Source organism: Massilia sp. Se16.2.3, from assembly GCF_014171595.1.
Taxonomy (GTDB): domain Bacteria; phylum Pseudomonadota; class Gammaproteobacteria; order Burkholderiales; family Burkholderiaceae_D; genus Telluria.
Genome location: NZ_CP050451.1, coordinates 4970691 through 4985546, shown reverse-complemented (window position 1 = coordinate 4985546; position 14856 = coordinate 4970691). Strand labels below are relative to the sequence as shown.

Genomic DNA, 14856 nt, shown 5'->3' with positions numbered 1-14856 from the left:
AGCTCCACCCCGTAGCGCATCCGTAGGGTGGGCGCCCCGAGCCCACGCGGTAACGCGACCGCAAGCCATACCACTCCACCATCAAATTCGAATTAACCCACTTTCCCCATCCTTTTCCGCTGATGGTTGCTTCACAGCATCGTCAATAATCTAGCCATAGACCGGAGACTTCCGTCCCGGCATGAATAGATCAAGCAGTTCGGAGAATAAGATGAATGTGAAGAAATTTACAGCGGCAACCTCCCGTGAAGCCTTGCGCAAGGTGCGCGATGCGCTCGGGCCCGATGCCGTCATCCTCTCGAACCGTCCGGTCGATGGCGTCGTCGAAATCCTCGCACTCGACAACGACGACGTCGCCTCGCTGGCCGCGCCAGCCGCCGGTTCGCCGATGGCCCAGCCGGCACCGCGCCTGGACCACCTGAATCCCTTCGACGACGCCGAGCCGGCTTTTGTGAACCGCCGCAGCGCCGCGCCCGCAGCGCCGGCCCCCGAACACGTCTACGCCACCCGCCGCGCACCGGCGATGGAGCCGGAATTCGAAGCCGCCTTCGCCGCGCCGCGCCGCGCCGCCGCTCCTGCGCCAGCCCCGGCCGCTGCACCCGCTTTTGATATGAGCGCGATGACGCAGATGATGCAGGCCGCGATTGCCCAGGCCCAGGAATCGGCTGCGCAAGAGATGAGCGGCATGATGAGCGAACTGCGCGCCATGCGCGGCATGATGGAAACCCAGCTGGCCGAACTGTCCTGGGGCGGTACCCAGCAGCGCGAACCGCACAAGGCGGCCGTGCTCCGCGAAATGCTGGGCGCCGGTTTCTCGGCCTCGCTGTCGCGCTACCTGATCGACAAGATGCCTGCCAACAAGGACGCGGCCGAAGCCATGCGCTGGATCAAGACTGTGCTGGCGCGTAACCTGACCACCATGGCCGACGAAGACAGCCTGCTGGAAAAGGGCGGCGTGTTCGCCCTGGTCGGCCCGACCGGCGTCGGCAAGACCACCACCACCGCGAAACTGGCCGCGCGCTGCGTCATGCGCCACGGTGCGGAAAAGCTGGCCCTGATCACCACCGATGCCTACCGTATCGGCGGCCACGAGCAGCTGCGCATCTATGGCAAGATCCTGGGCGTGATGGTGCACTCGGTGAAGGACGAAGCCGACCTGCGCATCGCCCTGAAAGAACTGAAGAACAAGCACACCGTGCTCATCGACACCATCGGCATGTCGCAGCGCGACCAGATGGTGACGGAACAGGTGGCCATGCTGAACGGCGCCGGCGCGGACGTGAAACGCCTGCTGTGCCTGAACGCGACGGCCACCAACGAAACCCTGGCCGAAGTCGTGCGCGCCTACCAGGGCAGCGGCCTGCACGGCTGCATCATGACCAAGCTCGACGAAGCCGCCTCGATCGGCAACGTGCTCGACGTGATGATCCGCCAGAAGCTGAACCTGCACTACATCTCGAACGGCCAGCGCGTGCCGGAAGACCTGCACCTGGCCGACCGCGCCATGCTGGTCGACCGCGCCTTCCGCGGCCGCCGCGATGCCGCATCCCAGTTCGAGGACGCCGACCTGCCGCTGATGATGGCCCGTGCCGGCAAAGCCGACGACAGCCTGCGCGAGGTGCGTTTTGTCTAGTTTCGACTTTGACCAGGCCGAGGGCCTGCGCCGGATGCTGGCCGGCGCCCAGCCGCGCGTCGTGACCTTCCTGTCCGCCACCCCGGGCGACGACAAGAGCGCCATGCTGGTGAACCTGGGCGCCTCGCTGTTTCAATCCGGCAACGACGTGCTGATCGTCGACGCCTGCCTGCGCAACCACAGCGTCGCCTATCGCCCGGAGATGGAACGCCATGCCGGTTGATGCAGGTGGCACGCCGGGAATGCGCGCTCGACCAGGTGGTGCAGCATGCGCCGCAAGGCTTCGCGCTGGCGCTGCTGGCCCGCGACGGCCGCCTGCCGCAGGATGCGGTCGAGGCGCGCCGCCTGGCCAAGGCCTTCGATGTGCTGGTCAAGCGCCAGGGCGGCATCGTCATCGTCGATGGCGAACTGAACCGCGATGGCAGCCTGGCCTTGCCGGCGCTGGCGGACTCGGAAATCGTGATCCAGGTCTCCACCAACGCCACCTCGATCACCAACGCCTATGGCCTGATCAAGCGCCTGGCGCAGGAGCTGGGACGCCGCCGTTTCGGCATCCTTGTCACCGGGGCAACGGAGGCGGAGGCCCGTGTTGTTTACGATAATATGGCGTCAGCGGCAAGTCGTTACCTTGCAGTAACGTTGAGTTCCATGGGCTCGGTCCCGGCAGACGAATACCTGCACCGCGCCGCGCGTCTCGGCCGTGCCGTGGTCGATGCGTTTCCGCTGGCCGGTGCCTCGGTGGCTTTCCGCCAACTCGCCGGGCGTTTCAGCGGTGTGCGTCAGACCCGCGGCGCGCACTTCGGTTCTTAAGAAAAAAGCACAAGCATGTATACCGTCAAAGGGAAAGCGGACAAGAACCACCTGCTCACCGAGCACGCCCCGCTGGTCAAGCGCCTCGCGCACCAGATGAAGGCGAAATTGCCGCCATCGGTGGAGGTGGACGACCTGATCCAGGCCGGCATGATGGGCCTGCTCGACGCCATCAACCGCTACGAAGACAACCACGGCGCCCAATTCGAAACCTATGCAGTGCTGCGCATCCGCGGCGCCATGGTCGACGAGTTGCGCAGCAACGACTGGATGCCGCGCAGTACCCGTCAGACCATGAAGAAAGTGGAATCCGCCATGACCGCACTGCAGCAGAAGCTGGGCCGCGCGCCCTCCGAGACCGAAGTCGCCAAATCGCTCGACGTGTCCCTGGCCGATTACCAGGAAATGCTGTTCGAAGGCGGCGGCCACCAGCTGGTCTATTACGAGGACTTCCACGACGAGGATGGCAACGATTCCTTCCTCGACCGGTATGCGGTCGACGACGACGACCCGCTGCGCGCGCTGCTCGACACCGACTTCCGCCAGGCCGTGATCGGCGCCATCGACGGCTTGCCGCCGCGCGAGAAAATCCTCATGGGCCTGTACTACGAGGAAGAGCTGAACCTGAAGGAAATCGGCGCCGTCCTTGGCGTGTCGGAATCGCGCGTGTCGCAGCTCCACACGCAAGCCGTGGCGCGCCTGCGTGCCTCGCTCAAGGAAAAGCTGTGGACTTCGCCAGCCTGATCGGCCTGGCGCTGGCGATTATCGGCCTTGTTGTCGGGCACACGCTCGACGGCGGCCGCTTCGCCTCGCTCATTCAACCGGCAGCCTTCGCCATCGTCGTCGTCGGTACGTTCGGGGCGGTGCTCCTGCAGTCCGAGGCGCGTACTTTCCGCCGCGGCATGCAGATGCTGCGCTGGGTCTTCTTCCCGCCGAAGGACAAGCGCCAGCCGCTCTCGCGCGAGATCGCGCTGTGGAGCCACACGGCACGGCGCGACGGCCTGCTCGCGCTCGAGCAGTACATGGGCGGCAAGGAGCCCTTCATCCAGAAGGGCCTGCGCCTGGTCGTCGACGGCGTCCACCCGGACAAGCTGCGCGGCCTGCTCGAGACCGAGGTCAGCGCCTTCGAGGCGGCCGAACGCCGCGCCGCGCGCATCTGGGAATCCGCTGCCGGCTACGCGCCGACCATCGGCATCCTGGGCGCCGTGCTGGGCCTCATCCACGTGATGGAAAACCTGTCCGACCCCTCGCGCCTGGGTTCCGGCATCGCGGTCGCTTTCGTCTCGACGGTGTATGGCGTGGGCCTTGCGAACCTGTTCTTCCTGCCGGTGGCCAACAAATTGAAAGCCCTGGTGGCGGACCGCGTCGCCCAGTACGACATCCTGCTGGAAGTCTTCCACGACCTGGCCAGCGGCAACCATGCGCGCGTGGTCGAGGAACGCATGGCCAGCCTCCTGGTGACGCACTGACATGGCGCGCAAACGCGTCGAGGAAGAGGCGGAAAACCACGACCGCTGGCTGATTTCGTACGCCGACTTCATCACGCTGCTGTTCGCCTTCTTTGTCGTGATGTACGCGATTTCCGTGGTCAACGTCGGAAAATACCGGGTGCTGTCGGACGCGCTTGGCGATGCCTTCGGCGGCAAGCCGACGACGCCGCAGGCCAGCAGCACCATCGAACAGCTGCCCCTGACGCAGCTGATCGCACGCAAGCGGCTGGAGGCCATGCGCCGCGAGCAGGAGCGCCTGAACACGCTCGCGCGCCAGTTGAATGCCTCGCTTGCGCCGCTGGTGAAAGACGGCAAGGTGCGCGTGACGCAGACCGCGCGCGGCGTCAAGGTCGACATCAATGCCAGCGTGCTCTTCGCCGAAGGGCAGGCGGTGCTGGGCAAGGATGCGCGTGCCACCCTCGGCACGGTGGCGGGCCTGCTGCAGCTTGACACCCATGCGATCCAGGTCGAAGGCCATACCGACGACCGGCCGATCGCCAATTCCGCGTTTCCGTCGAACTGGGAGTTATCGAGCGTGCGCGCCAGCAGCGTGGTGCGCCTGTTCATCGAAGGCGGCATCGATCCGTCGCGGCTGACCGCCGTCGGCCATGGCGCCAACCTACCGGTGGCGCCGAACACGGATGAAGCGGGCAGGGCACGCAACCGGCGCGTGGCGGTGACGATCCTGGCGGCCACGCCGCAAGAGGGCGGGTGAACGAATATTTCACGAAAGCCGCATTCGTGAAATATTCTGTATATCATGCTTTGTACCGCGTGGAGTCAGGAGCCTTGCCGGCCGCCTCCACCCTACGTTGGTGGTTTTCGTAGGGTGGAGTCCTGACTCCACGCGGTCCACCCACCGATCATCCGTGGATTCCGCAGCACCGCCACCCTTGGCTTTTGCGCCCCGTGCCCGCACAATGCTAAGCACAACCATACGGAGTCGAACATGCAACGCAGACCCTTCCTGCTGGCCGCCGTTGCGGCAGCCAGCTTTATTACCGCCTGTGCCAGTACGGCTGGAGAACCGACCGTGGACGTGAAACACAGTATCGATATCGCTACCCCGCCCGGCAAGGTGCTGGTCAACCTGACGATCACCAACCAGGGCAAGGCCACGGTCTGGATTCCGCGCGAGATTGCGCTGGAAAAGGAACTGACGGGCCGCCGCTTCGACGTGCGTGACTTCGGCAACCGGCCAATCGACTATACCGGCAAGATGGTCAAGCGCGCGGCACTCACGGCCGCCGACTACGAGCCTCTGGCACCGGGCAAGGTCCTGAAGAACACCATCGACATCACCCGCACCTACGCCTTCCAGAGCGGGCGTCACAGCTACAACATCGGCTATGCCGGCCCCGTGCTGGTCGATCCGAAGCGCCTGGATGCGCTGACGGAGTTCCCGGCCAAGCCGGTCTCCTTCGTCCATACCGGGCAATAAGCGAAGCCTCGGTCCCACGGCCGAAAAAAAGGTCCCGCCGAACCGCAAGTCAGACTTGCCGGTTCGCCGGGACCTTGTCGTTTCAGCCGGGTCAAGCCCGATGATGCCGAAACCAGTGCTTAGTTCAGCGCCGGGTTGTTTTCCGAGAAGTACTCGTGCGAGTCGGCGTTGTCGACAGCCTGGGTCGGATTGCTGATCGCCAGGCTGGCGGCCGCGCTCTGGCCATAGGCGTGGTCGTCGGTACCGGCGACAACGTTGAAGTGGCTCATCTCATGCACCAGGGTGCCGCCCTTCGAGTCGGTGCCCGTCATCGGTGCCGACCAGAACGCGTTGCAGACGTAGATGCGGTACGGCTGGGTCGGGTACACGTAGGCGTACGAGCTGTCGCGGCAGCTGCAATCGACCACCACGTTCTTGGTATCGAAGGCGCTCTTGATGTTGTTGTAATGCGAGCGCACGGTCGACACGCGCGAGGACGTGGCAGTGCCGAACCACTTGGTGTAGCGCGGACCCATCGTGGTGCGGGTCATGTAGCTGACCGAGCCGTTGGCGTAGTTCTTCGCAGCCGTGATCGCCGAAGCGATCGTGCTCTGCTGCGACGACGAGCACGAAGCGTAGCTCACGCCAGCCGGGGAAACCGTGCCGCCATCGCGTTTCAGCGCTTCCATGATGGGCGATTCCGAACCGCGCGGCAGGCGGCCCTGGACGTACAGGGTAGCCGCTTCCGACTGCAGCTCGCCGATGCCGGCGTTCGAGCCGGCGGCTTGCACGGTACCGCCGAGGCGGCCGTTATTCGTCAGGAACAGATCCGGCGAAGCGGTGCGATAGCGGATCGAGTAGTCGCCGCTGACGCTCATGTCGTACAGGGCAGACAGTTCCACTTTCACGGTATGCGACGCGCCTGGTTTCAGCAGGTAGTAGTCGGCCGCGGTCGGCTTGGCGCGCTTGACGAGGGCGCCGGTGTACGGGACGGCGGCGCCATCGCGCGTGACGTCGAACAGCGGCGCGCTCAGGCCTTCGAAAGGCGTGCGCGCCTTCAGCACGTATTGCGGGGTCGAGGAAGTGTTGGTCAGGGTGACGTTGACGACCACGTCGTCGCTGGCGCCAAGCGCGTTTTTCTCAGGGGTGACGGTCACTTTCACGCCGTTCGAACCTGCCTGGGCGCCGCATGCCATGCCGAGTGCTGCGATACCGATTGCCGACTTCAAGATGCTGTTCCAGCTCATGTGTCTTCTCCGTATAAAAATTGTCGTGGCTGCTCGCCACCCGCATTATTGTGTAAGCTCCCGTCGCATTTCATCGGAATGTAACGAAAACTCACGCCTATACTGCGCAATTCTTTCAAACGAAGCAATGTAATTTAGATATTTTGTTTGGTCGATTGGCGGAAAAGTAACAAGAATGAACTATTGTCGAATCGCTCTGTATTTATGTCAAAACTTGTGCTAGCGCCTTGTCTAGACGACCCAAAAAGCATGAACAGTATCCTCTTATTGGCTTCCGTAGCCTGAACCTGCCAATAGTGCCGGCAGCTCAGGCTGGAAGATTTCTTGCACTAATTCAAGGGCGGATTGTTCTCGCCAAAGTACTCGTGCGAGTCGGCATTGTTGACGGCGCGTTCCGGTGCCGTCCGTGCCATCTCGGCCGCGCCCGACTGGCCATAGACATGGTCATCGGTGCCGGCGACGGCATCGAAATGGCTCATCTCGTGCAGCAGCGTGCCGCCTTTCGAATCGGTGCCGGTCAGCGCCGCGCTCCAGAAGGCCTTGCAGACATAGATCGTGTAGGGCCGTGCCGGGTAGACGTAGGCGAAATAATCCTCGTCACAACCGCAGTCGACCTTCACCGGCTTGGTGTCGAACGCATCCTTGATGGCCGTGAAGTGTTTGGCGACCAGCGCCTGGCGCGTGCCGTCGAGCGCGCCGAACCAGTTGACATAGCGCTTGCCCGGCACCTCGGCCTTGCCGAAATACGCCAGGGCGTCGTTTGTCATCGCGGTGCCGGCGCTCATGGCCTGGGCAATGGTTTCCTGCTGGGCGTTCGAGCACTGCGCATAACTCAAACCCTTGCCCGTGGGCGCATCGACCGCCATGGAAGCGACGCCGCGCGGCAGGCGGCCTTCGATCCAGATCGCCGCGGTATTCGAACGCATGGCGCCGGTCCTGGTCGTGGCCGTCGAGGTGGCGGATTCGCTCCCGCTGCTGGCGGCGCCGCGGTAGCGCACCGCATATGCGCCCGTCGCCGCCATGTCGTACAGGGCCGACAGCTCGACGCGCGCGCTGCGGCGCTCGCCGGCATCAGGGTCAGGAAATCGGCCTCGGCCGGTGCGGCGCGCTTGACCTGGCGGCCGAGGTAGCGCACCGGCAGGCCATCGCGCGTCATCTCGAACAGCGGACTGTCGATGCGCGCAAACGGCGTGCGCCAGGCGGGCAGGCGCTCGGGCGCGCTGCCGGTGTTGTGCATGGTGACCGTCACCATCACGTCGTCGCGCTTGCCAAGGGTGGCACGCTCGGGCGTGATGGTCACGGCGATGTCGCCCGAGGCCTGGGCGGACAGGGACGTGGCCAGCAGGGCGGCTAACAGGGGTGGGATAGGGCGCATGGGTTCCTCCGTGGGTGAATACCAGGACTACTTTCCGCTGCTTGTGTAGAGAGGAATTTGTGCTACAGCAAGGTTCGTAGGGCAAGATATGCATTGCACCCTGTCGAGCCTGCCGTATGCAAGCGGCTGGCAACACTGCCGCGTACGGCGCCGGAGCGCCCTTTGTCGTTGTAGCAATCATGAAATTGCAATACCATCCAGAACGCTCCGGTGCCCTACCGTCCCTTCCATCCTGAGGATCTTGTTCGCATGAAGATGTTTCCCCCAACCGTAGTGCTGGCTGCATGCCTGGCATCGACCATCGCTGCCCCCATCCAGGCCGCGACGCCCAACAAGGCCGCCACCCGGGCCGCCCTCAAGGTGGAGTACCAGAAGTTCACGCTGGCCAACGGCATGGAGGTGATTTTCCACATCGACCGTTCCGATCCGGTCGTCGCCGTCAACCTGACGGCCCACGTGGGATCGAGCCGGGAAAAGGCTGGTCGCACCGGCTTTGCCCACCTGTTCGAACACCTGCTGTTCCTGGAATCGGAAAACCTCGGCAAAGGCGGCCTCGACAAGATGACCGCCCGCATCGGCGGCTCGGGTGCGAATGGTTCGACCTCGCAGGACCGTACCAACTACCTGCAGACGGTGCCCAAGGATGCCCTGGAAAAAATGATCTGGGCCGAGGCCGACAAGCTCGGCTGGTTCATCAACACCGTGACCGATCCGGTGCTGGCCAAGGAAAAGCAGGTCGTCAAGAACGAGAAGCGCCAGGGCGTGGACAACGCCCCGTATGGCCACACTTCCTACGTCATCAACAAGGCGCTGTACCCGGCCGACCACCCGTACAACTGGCAAGTCATCGGCTCGCTCGAGGACCTGCAGAATGCCACCGTCGACGACGTCAAGGAATTCTTCCGCCTGTGGTACGTGCCGAACAATGTCACCCTCGTGCTGGCAGGCGACTTCGATCCGGTGCAGGCGCGCAAATGGGTCGAAAAGTATTTTTCCGAGATCAAGCGCGGCGAACCGATCCGCGCGATGGCCAAGCGCCCGGGCGTGGTGAAACAGACCGTCAAGCTGGCGCATGAAGACAATTTCGCCAGGCTGCCCGAGCTGACGATGGCCTGGCCGACCGTCGAGGACCTGCATCCGGATTCGTATGCGCTGGAAGTGCTGGCCGAATACCTGTCGCAAACGAAGCGCGCGCCGTTCTACAAAGTGGTCGTGGAAGACAGCAAGCTGGCGCCGGCCGTCCAGATCGGCAACCAGACTTCGGAACTGGCGGGCCAGTTCATGCTGCGCGTGCGCGCCTACGAGGGCAAGCCGCTCGACGAAGTGGCCGGTGCGGTCGACGCGGCCTTTGCGAAGTTCGAGAAGGAAGGCATTCCCGAGAAAGACCTGAACCGGATCAAGGCCGGCATCGAGACGCGTTTCTATAACTCGGTGTCGAGCGTGCTGGGCAAATCGGCGCTGCTGGCCGAATACAATTACCTGAGCGGCAACCCGGGCTATGCGACCGAAGGCGTCAGGAAGACCCTGGCCGTCACGCCGGCCGATGTGCGGCGCGTGTACGAAACCTATATCAAGGGCAAGCCATTTGTCGCGACCAGTTTTGTCCCGAAGGGCAAGCTGGCCCTCGCCCTGAGTGGTTCGAGCAAGGCCGAAGTGGTGGAAGAGAAAGTGGTGCAGGGCGCCGAGAACGCGGTCGACCCGAGCGTCAACGCCGACTACGCGAAGACCCCATCAGCCTTTGACCGCAGCAAGGAGCCGCCCTACGGACCGACGCCCGCTTTGAAGGTGCCGCAGGTATGGAACGCGTCGCTGGGCAACGGCATGCGCGTGGTCGGCATCGAGAACAAGGAAGTACCGCTGGTGCAGTTCGAGATCGCCCTCGACGGCGGCCTGTTGCTCGACAAGCTGGACAAGGTGGGCGTCGCCAACCTGGTGGCCCGAATGATGACCCAGGGCACCGCCAGCAAGACCCCGCAGGAACTCGAGGAAGCGATCCAGCAACTGGGCGCCACGATCAATGTCTCGGCGCGTACCGAAGACATCCGCATCGGCGTCACGACGCTGGCACGCAACTACGATGCGACCCTGGCCCTGGTCCAGGAAATCCTGCTTGCGCCGCGCTGGGACGAGAAGGAATTTGCGCGCATCAAGCAAAGCGTGCTGACCCAGATCCGCCAGCAGGAAGCCGAGCCGAATGCGCTGGCCGCCAACAACTTCGCCAGGTTGATTTATGCAAAGGACGATCCCCGTTCGCACAACATCCTCGGCAGCTTCGAGAGTGTGAATGCGATCACCATCGACGACCTGAAAGCGTACTACCGGGCGAACCTGTCGCCCTCGAGCGCGCGTCCGAACAGCTGCTCGGAGAACACCACGCCCGACAGTACCGTCAGGCTGAGCAGCACGAAACCGATGCCGATCAGCCGGAACAGCAGTTTTTCCATCGTCACGCTGCCGGCCCCGACGGCGGCCGCCGGCCAGGCGCCCGCCAAGGTGTATTTTGTCGACGTGCCCGACGCCAAGCAGTCGGTGCTGCAGGTTGGCTACCGCGCGCTGGCCGTGACCGATCCGGACTACTACCCGGCGCTTGTCACCAACTACATCCTCGGCGGCGGCGGCTTCGCCTCGCGCCTGACCCAGCAACTGCGCGAAGGCAAGGGCTACACCTACGGCATCAATTCCAGTTTCAGCGGCAGCAAGAGCGCCGGCCCCTTCCTGATCGCCAGCGGCGTGCGCAGCAACGTCACGCTCGAATCGACCCAGCTGGTCAAGCAGATCCTGCAGGATTATCCGTCCACCTACACGGCCGCGGACCTGGAAACGACCAGGAACTTCCTCGTCAAGAGCAATGCACGCGCTTTCGAGACCGCCGGCGCCAAGCTGGCCATGCTGGACAACATCAGCAAATACGGCTGGCGCCCGGACTACGTGAAGGAGCGCGAGCAGATCGTCAAGGCGATGACGCTGCCGCAAGTGCAGGCCTTGTCGCAGAAGTATCTCGATCCGTCGAAGATGGTGTGGCTGGTGGTGGGTGACGGCAAGACGCAGCTACCGCGGATGAAGGAGCTGGGATTTGATGAGCCGGTGCTGATCGGGAAGTAGCGAGCGCGGGGCCGCGTCACAGAAAGGCTGGGGTCAGGTCTGACATTTGGACACGATCTCAGCCGTACGCTGTCGTGAAAACCGCAAATGCAGAGTTCGTGTCTATTTGTCAGACCTGACCCCAGCACCGGACCCCAGCACCGCTGTCGTGAAAACCGCAAATGCAGAGTTCGTGTCTATTTGTCAGACCTGACCCCAGCACCGCAAATGCAGAGTTCGTGTCTATTTGTCAGACCTGACCCCAGCACCGCAAATGCAGAGTTCGTGTCTATTTGTCAGACCTGACCCCAGCGCCATGGGGGCGTTGGAGGCCGGATATGTGGAATCAATTCCTTGCAGTGGCGGAGAACGCCGCTGCGGCGTCCGTTTCGATCACCTTTCACCTAATAGGGAACATCTACGTCATGCGCGCTTATCTCAAACGGTGTCTTGTTTTTTCTTGCCTGGTGCTGGCCGGCTGTGCAACCGGACAGCCGAGAGCAAGGCTGGATGACTACGTCGAGCAGGGTATGCAGCGCACGGGCGCCCAAGGTCTGGCGATTGCCATCGTTAAGAATGGCGCCGTGACGCAGGTTCGCACCTGGGGAAAGCGCAACGCCCGCGGCGAGCCGCTGACGCCCGACACCGTGATGTACGGCGCCTCGCTTACCAAAGCCGTGTTCGCCTATACGGTGATGCAGCTGGTGGAAGAGGGCAAACTCGACCTCGATACCTCGATCGCAGCTTACCTGCCAAAACCGCTTCCTGAATACACTGGCGAGGCGGACAAATACGCTGCCTGGCAGCATCTTGCCGGCGATGAGCGCTGGCGGAAACTGACGCCGCGCATCCTGCTCACGCACAGCGCCGGCTTTGCGAACTTCGGGTTTCTCGAGCCGGACGGAAAGCTCAGGTTCCATTTCGAACCGGGCTCGCGGTATGCCTATTCCGGCGACGGAATCATCCTGCTGCAATTCGTCATCGAACGCGGACTGGGCCTGGACCTCGGCAAGGAGATGCAGCGGCGCGTATTCGATCGTTTTGGCATGCAACGCACCAGCATGACCTGGCGTCCGGATTTTGCGGCCAAGCTGGCCGACGGGTGGAAAGAGGACGGCAGTGTCGAAGCGCATGACGAGCGCAGTAAGACACGCGCGGCCGGCTCGATGGACACGACCATTGCGGATTTCGCCAGGTTCGCCGAGGCCTATGTGCGCGGCGACGGACTCAGTCCGGCTGCACGGGCGGAACTGACGCGCCCGCAGCTGCCGATCAGGACCTTGTCGCAATTTCCCACCTTGCAGCCCGAGGCCGCGCCTGGACAGCGGCACGATAATCTGGCCGCGGGTCTGGGTGTCGTCACCTTCAGGGGTCCGCTGGGCCATGGTTTCCAGAAAGGCGGGCACAACGATTCGACGGGAAATACCTGGGTTTGCCTGGAGCGACAACAAAGTTGTGTTGTCATCCTGTCCAACGATGTTCGGGCCGAGGCCTTGTTTCCCGGGATCGTCAAGCTCGTCCTGGGCGACACGGGCATGCCATGGCGTTGGGAATATGGGGCGAAAAGCTGGGCGCAGCCGTGATTGGCTGATGTGAATGCAATGGAAGCTGAAACGAGACGGCAGAAAGAAAAACGGGAGCGCGTTGCTCCCGTTTTTTGCGCAAGCCCTTGATTAAGAGCGTCTAACAAAACCGTCAGAGCAAGGCGCGGCGACGACGACAGTACATTTGTACGGCTAGGAGCCGCAACGCGGCTATGGCGGTTTTGTTAGGCGCTCTAAGCCTTGCGACGGCGGCGCGCGCAGAAGCCGGCGAGGCCAAGGCCCAGCAGAGCGAGCGTGCCTGGTTCAGGAATATCCGCGCCGTCGGTCGCCGTGTCGAAGGCGATCTGGTAGTTGTAAGGCATGGAGCTGACAACGCCGTTGTTTCCCAGCGTGTAAAAACCGCTCAGGCCCGCCACGTTGAAGCTCAGCGAGCTATTGAAGCTATTCAAGGGCCCCTGCTGGAGCGTCGCTCCCCAGCCGGCGCCGGAGTACAGCTGCCAGTTATTCGACGCTGGGCCCGTCAAAACGGTGATGTTGACGCTGCGAATACTGCCGTCGAGGTAGAAATTGTAGCCCTCCCAGTACGAGTCGTAGGCGGTGTTGTCCATGCGGCCGAGGACATAGTCACCGCTATAGACGTCGCCCAAGGCGAGACCGCCGTTGAGGAACCACGGGCCTGCATCGCCCGACACTGCCTCGTTGTAGATCAGTGCTGCAGAAGCGCTGCCGGACATGACAGCCAGCGCACATCCCATTGCCAACATCGATTTTTTAAACATGGATCAATCCCTATAGTTATTAGACTTCGTAAATATTTCTAATAAGCATAATTCTTGCCAATAGGAAATAATGTGTTCAGTCGATTGATTCCATTGGGATTGTATTTACTGATAATATTTGCTGCGATGCAAGTGTAAGATCTTCCGACACTATACGGCGCCCTGATCCGAGTGCTGCCTTCCGCACCATCCGAGTTGCGGCCTGTATCGTCGTCGATCCGTCGCCCTGGCGTCGCTGGCGGTTTTTTTTCCAGCGCCAGGAAATGCCTGAACGGATCCACCACAAGAATTGACGCCTTCAGTACTGGACCATACATGACCCGAAAATCCATCGTTCGTCTTGCCCTTGCCGTTTGCGTCATCGTCGTGCTTGTCGTGGCGGCCGATATCTACTTCACGACGACGATCAATGACTTTTACTTCGGCCGTCAACAACACAAAACGATGAAGTCGTAGCGCGGCTGCGCGGCAAGCGCGTCAATCGAGCGTCAGGCCCTGTCGCTGATCGCGCAGCGTTACCTGAATCGGTGACAGGTCCGGTCGCCCTGGCACCCATCAACGACAACGGCCGCAGAAGCGGCCGTCGTGATGGGGAAGCGTAGAAGGGTCAGCCGACGACAAACCGTCGCGACGGTCCACTGCCGAAAGTCTGGCCCTTGGCGCCGTACAGCGTCGACTCGGCACCCGCGGTGGGTGTGCGCAGGGCGGTCAAAACGGTCTGGGTATGCGCCATCTGCCGGTTGATCAGCAGTCCATTCACGCGGTTCAGTTCTTTCGCTTCGCTTGTCGCGGCCAGCAGCTGCGACCAGGCGGCGCGCGCGTTGTCGTCGCCGTGTGCTGCCAGCCAGGGGTTCCATGCCCGCTTCGGCTGCGGCGAAGCCGGCACGGCCGAGCGCCAGATGGCGTTCGCGCGACAATTGCGCCAGCTCCTGCACCAGCGCCACCTTGCGCGGGGTCATGCCTGCCAGTCCGTCCGCGTCCGCCGCCACCAGGAGCTGCTGCTCCTGTTTCATCAGTTCCACCAGCGCGCTGATGCGCTCGTGTTCGGCGGTGAGGGTCGTGTTCGGACTGGTCATGGGGCTTTATCGGTTGCGTGAGTGGAGCAGGTCGCGCACGGTATCGAGCAGGCCGTCCGCGATCCTTTCGGAATTTACCTGGAACTGCCCATCGGCAATTGCCATCTTGATACGTTCAACTTTCTTGGCATCGAACACCTGACCGGTGCTCGATGCCCCGCTGGCGCCTTGCGCCTGCGAGGACAGGCGCACGCTGTCAGTTTGCGTCTGCGTTGGCGCGGCCGTGGCCGCTGCCTTTTCAGCCTGCTTGGCGTTCGCCGCCGTCGTGTTCTGCAGCTGTTGGGCTTGTGGGCCCTTGAGGGTGTCGTTGATTTTCACAGCATGTTCCTTCTCGGTTCGAAGCAGGAGCTCCGGGATCTGCACTGTGTAACGGCTGCCTGGCCGCAAACTTTAGCGCGGAT

Annotated in this window: 13 protein-coding genes and 4 pseudogenes; 10 read left to right on the top strand and 7 right to left on the bottom strand. The window is 62.8% G+C overall.

The annotated features are described in order from the left end of the window. The first annotated feature begins 211 nt into the window (after window positions 1-211). The 6 genes and pseudogenes from flhF (at window position 212) to G4G31_RS22855 (ending at window position 5374) form a co-directional block, all read left to right on the top strand. Window positions 212-1633, top strand: a complete 1422-nt coding sequence (flhF, locus tag G4G31_RS22880) for a flagellar biosynthesis protein FlhF (protein WP_182989520.1) — start codon at window positions 212-214, stop codon at window positions 1631-1633. Continuing rightward, window positions 1626-2443: pseudogene (locus G4G31_RS22875) on the top strand (MinD/ParA family protein). The gene flhF and the pseudogene G4G31_RS22875 overlap by 8 nt, the downstream one beginning before the upstream one ends. Window positions 2444-2458: 15 nt before the next feature. Next, window positions 2459-3187: an RNA polymerase sigma factor FliA gene (locus G4G31_RS22870; protein WP_182989519.1), complete on the top strand. Its 729-nt coding sequence runs from the start codon at window positions 2459-2461 to the stop codon at window positions 3185-3187. Next, window positions 3169-3912 (top strand): flagellar motor protein, encoded by a 744-nt coding sequence (locus tag G4G31_RS22865; protein ID WP_182989518.1) that lies wholly within the window; start codon window positions 3169-3171, stop codon window positions 3910-3912. The genes G4G31_RS22870 and G4G31_RS22865 overlap by 19 nt, the downstream gene beginning before the upstream one ends. A 1-nt stretch (window position 3913) precedes the next feature. Further along, window positions 3914-4648 (top strand): flagellar motor protein MotD, encoded by a 735-nt coding sequence (gene motD, locus G4G31_RS22860; RefSeq protein WP_182989517.1) that lies wholly within the window; start codon window positions 3914-3916, stop codon window positions 4646-4648. Between the two features lie 234 nt (window positions 4649-4882). After that, window positions 4883-5374: a hypothetical protein gene (locus G4G31_RS22855; RefSeq protein ID WP_182989516.1), complete on the top strand. Its 492-nt coding sequence runs from the start codon at window positions 4883-4885 to the stop codon at window positions 5372-5374. Between the two features lie 119 nt (window positions 5375-5493). Here the strand turns inward: G4G31_RS22855 and G4G31_RS22850 are convergent, their stop codons facing one another. From G4G31_RS22850 to G4G31_RS27210, 3 genes are all read right to left on the bottom strand, one after another. Next, entirely contained in the window at window positions 5494-6600 is a 1107-nt protein-coding gene (locus tag G4G31_RS22850; RefSeq protein WP_182989515.1) for a M35 family metallo-endopeptidase, read from the bottom strand. Window positions 6601-6929: 329 nt separating this feature from the next. Next, complete coding sequence (locus G4G31_RS27215) at window positions 6930-7526, bottom strand: M35 family metallo-endopeptidase (RefSeq protein WP_229425209.1); 597 nt, start codon at window positions 7524-7526, stop codon at window positions 6930-6932. Further along, a complete protein-coding gene (locus G4G31_RS27210; RefSeq protein ID WP_229425208.1) occupies window positions 7433-7975 on the bottom strand; it encodes a hypothetical protein in 543 nt (180 codons plus the stop codon). Before G4G31_RS27210 ends, G4G31_RS27215 begins: the two co-directional genes overlap by 94 nt. A 249-nt stretch (window positions 7976-8224) precedes the next feature. Here G4G31_RS27210 and G4G31_RS27205 point away from each other — a divergent pair. Beyond that, window positions 8225-10132: pseudogene (locus G4G31_RS27205) on the top strand (M16 family metallopeptidase); the annotation flags it as partial. A 173-nt stretch (window positions 10133-10305) separates the two neighbouring features. On the opposite strand, the pseudogene G4G31_RS27200 reads toward G4G31_RS27205, so the two are convergent. Next, window positions 10306-10425 (bottom strand): annotated as a pseudogene (locus G4G31_RS27200) (inner membrane protein YpjD); the annotation flags it as partial. Here G4G31_RS27200 and G4G31_RS27195 point away from each other — a divergent pair. Further along, window positions 10388-11077 (top strand): pitrilysin family protein, encoded by a 690-nt coding sequence (locus tag G4G31_RS27195; RefSeq protein ID WP_229425663.1) that lies wholly within the window; start codon window positions 10388-10390, stop codon window positions 11075-11077. The pseudogene G4G31_RS27200 and the gene G4G31_RS27195 sit on opposite strands and share 38 nt — an antisense overlap. Window positions 11078-11394: 317 nt before the next feature. Next, window positions 11395-12639 (top strand): serine hydrolase, encoded by a 1245-nt coding sequence (locus G4G31_RS22835; RefSeq protein ID WP_229425207.1) that lies wholly within the window; start codon window positions 11395-11397, stop codon window positions 12637-12639. 194 nt (window positions 12640-12833) lie between these two features. Here G4G31_RS22835 and G4G31_RS27190 read toward each other — a convergent pair whose 3' ends face one another. Beyond that, window positions 12834-13379, bottom strand: a complete 546-nt coding sequence (locus G4G31_RS27190) for a PEP-CTERM sorting domain-containing protein (RefSeq protein ID WP_229425206.1) — start codon at window positions 13377-13379, stop codon at window positions 12834-12836. Between the two features lie 315 nt (window positions 13380-13694). On the opposite strand from G4G31_RS27190, the gene G4G31_RS22825 reads away from it, so the two are divergent. Further along, window positions 13695-13835, top strand: a complete 141-nt coding sequence (locus G4G31_RS22825) for a hypothetical protein (RefSeq protein ID WP_182989514.1) — start codon at window positions 13695-13697, stop codon at window positions 13833-13835. A 151-nt stretch (window positions 13836-13986) separates the two neighbouring features. Here the strand turns inward: G4G31_RS22825 and G4G31_RS22820 are convergent. Further along, window positions 13987-14392: pseudogene (locus G4G31_RS22820) on the bottom strand (flagella synthesis protein FlgN). A 69-nt stretch (window positions 14393-14461) separates the two neighbouring features. Beyond that, window positions 14462-14773 carry a flagellar biosynthesis anti-sigma factor FlgM gene (gene flgM / locus G4G31_RS22815; RefSeq protein WP_182989513.1) on the bottom strand — a complete coding sequence of 104 codons (312 nt, stop codon included), beginning with the start codon at window positions 14771-14773 and terminating at the stop codon, window positions 14462-14464. Between the last annotated feature and the right edge of the window lie 83 nt (window positions 14774-14856).

What these genes read in the sequence shown, in the direction of transcription:
- motD (WP_182989517.1), top strand. Translation starts at nt 3,914, where the DNA reads ATGGCGCGCAAACGCGTCGAGGAAGAGGCGGAAAACCACGACCGCTGG.
- G4G31_RS22870 (WP_182989519.1), top strand. Translation starts at nt 2,459, where the DNA reads ATGTATACCGTCAAAGGGAAAGCGGACAAGAACCACCTGCTCACCGAG.
- G4G31_RS27215 (WP_229425209.1), bottom strand. Translation starts at nt 7,526, where the DNA reads ATGCGTTCGAATACCGCGGCGATCTGGATCGAAGGCCGCCTGCCGCGC.
- G4G31_RS22850 (WP_182989515.1), bottom strand. Translation starts at nt 6,600, where the DNA reads ATGAGCTGGAACAGCATCTTGAAGTCGGCAATCGGTATCGCAGCACTC.
- G4G31_RS27210 (WP_229425208.1), bottom strand. Translation starts at nt 7,975, where the DNA reads ATGCGCCCTATCCCACCCCTGTTAGCCGCCCTGCTGGCCACGTCCCTG.
- G4G31_RS22825 (WP_182989514.1), top strand. Translation starts at nt 13,695, where the DNA reads ATGACCCGAAAATCCATCGTTCGTCTTGCCCTTGCCGTTTGCGTCATC.
- G4G31_RS27190 (WP_229425206.1), bottom strand. Translation starts at nt 13,379, where the DNA reads ATGTTTAAAAAATCGATGTTGGCAATGGGATGTGCGCTGGCTGTCATG.
- G4G31_RS27195 (WP_229425663.1), top strand. Translation starts at nt 10,388, where the DNA reads ATGCCGATCAGCCGGAACAGCAGTTTTTCCATCGTCACGCTGCCGGCC.
- G4G31_RS22835 (WP_229425207.1), top strand. Translation starts at nt 11,395, where the DNA reads ATGTGGAATCAATTCCTTGCAGTGGCGGAGAACGCCGCTGCGGCGTCC.
- G4G31_RS22855 (WP_182989516.1), top strand. Translation starts at nt 4,883, where the DNA reads ATGCAACGCAGACCCTTCCTGCTGGCCGCCGTTGCGGCAGCCAGCTTT.
- flhF (WP_182989520.1), top strand. Translation starts at nt 212, where the DNA reads ATGAATGTGAAGAAATTTACAGCGGCAACCTCCCGTGAAGCCTTGCGC.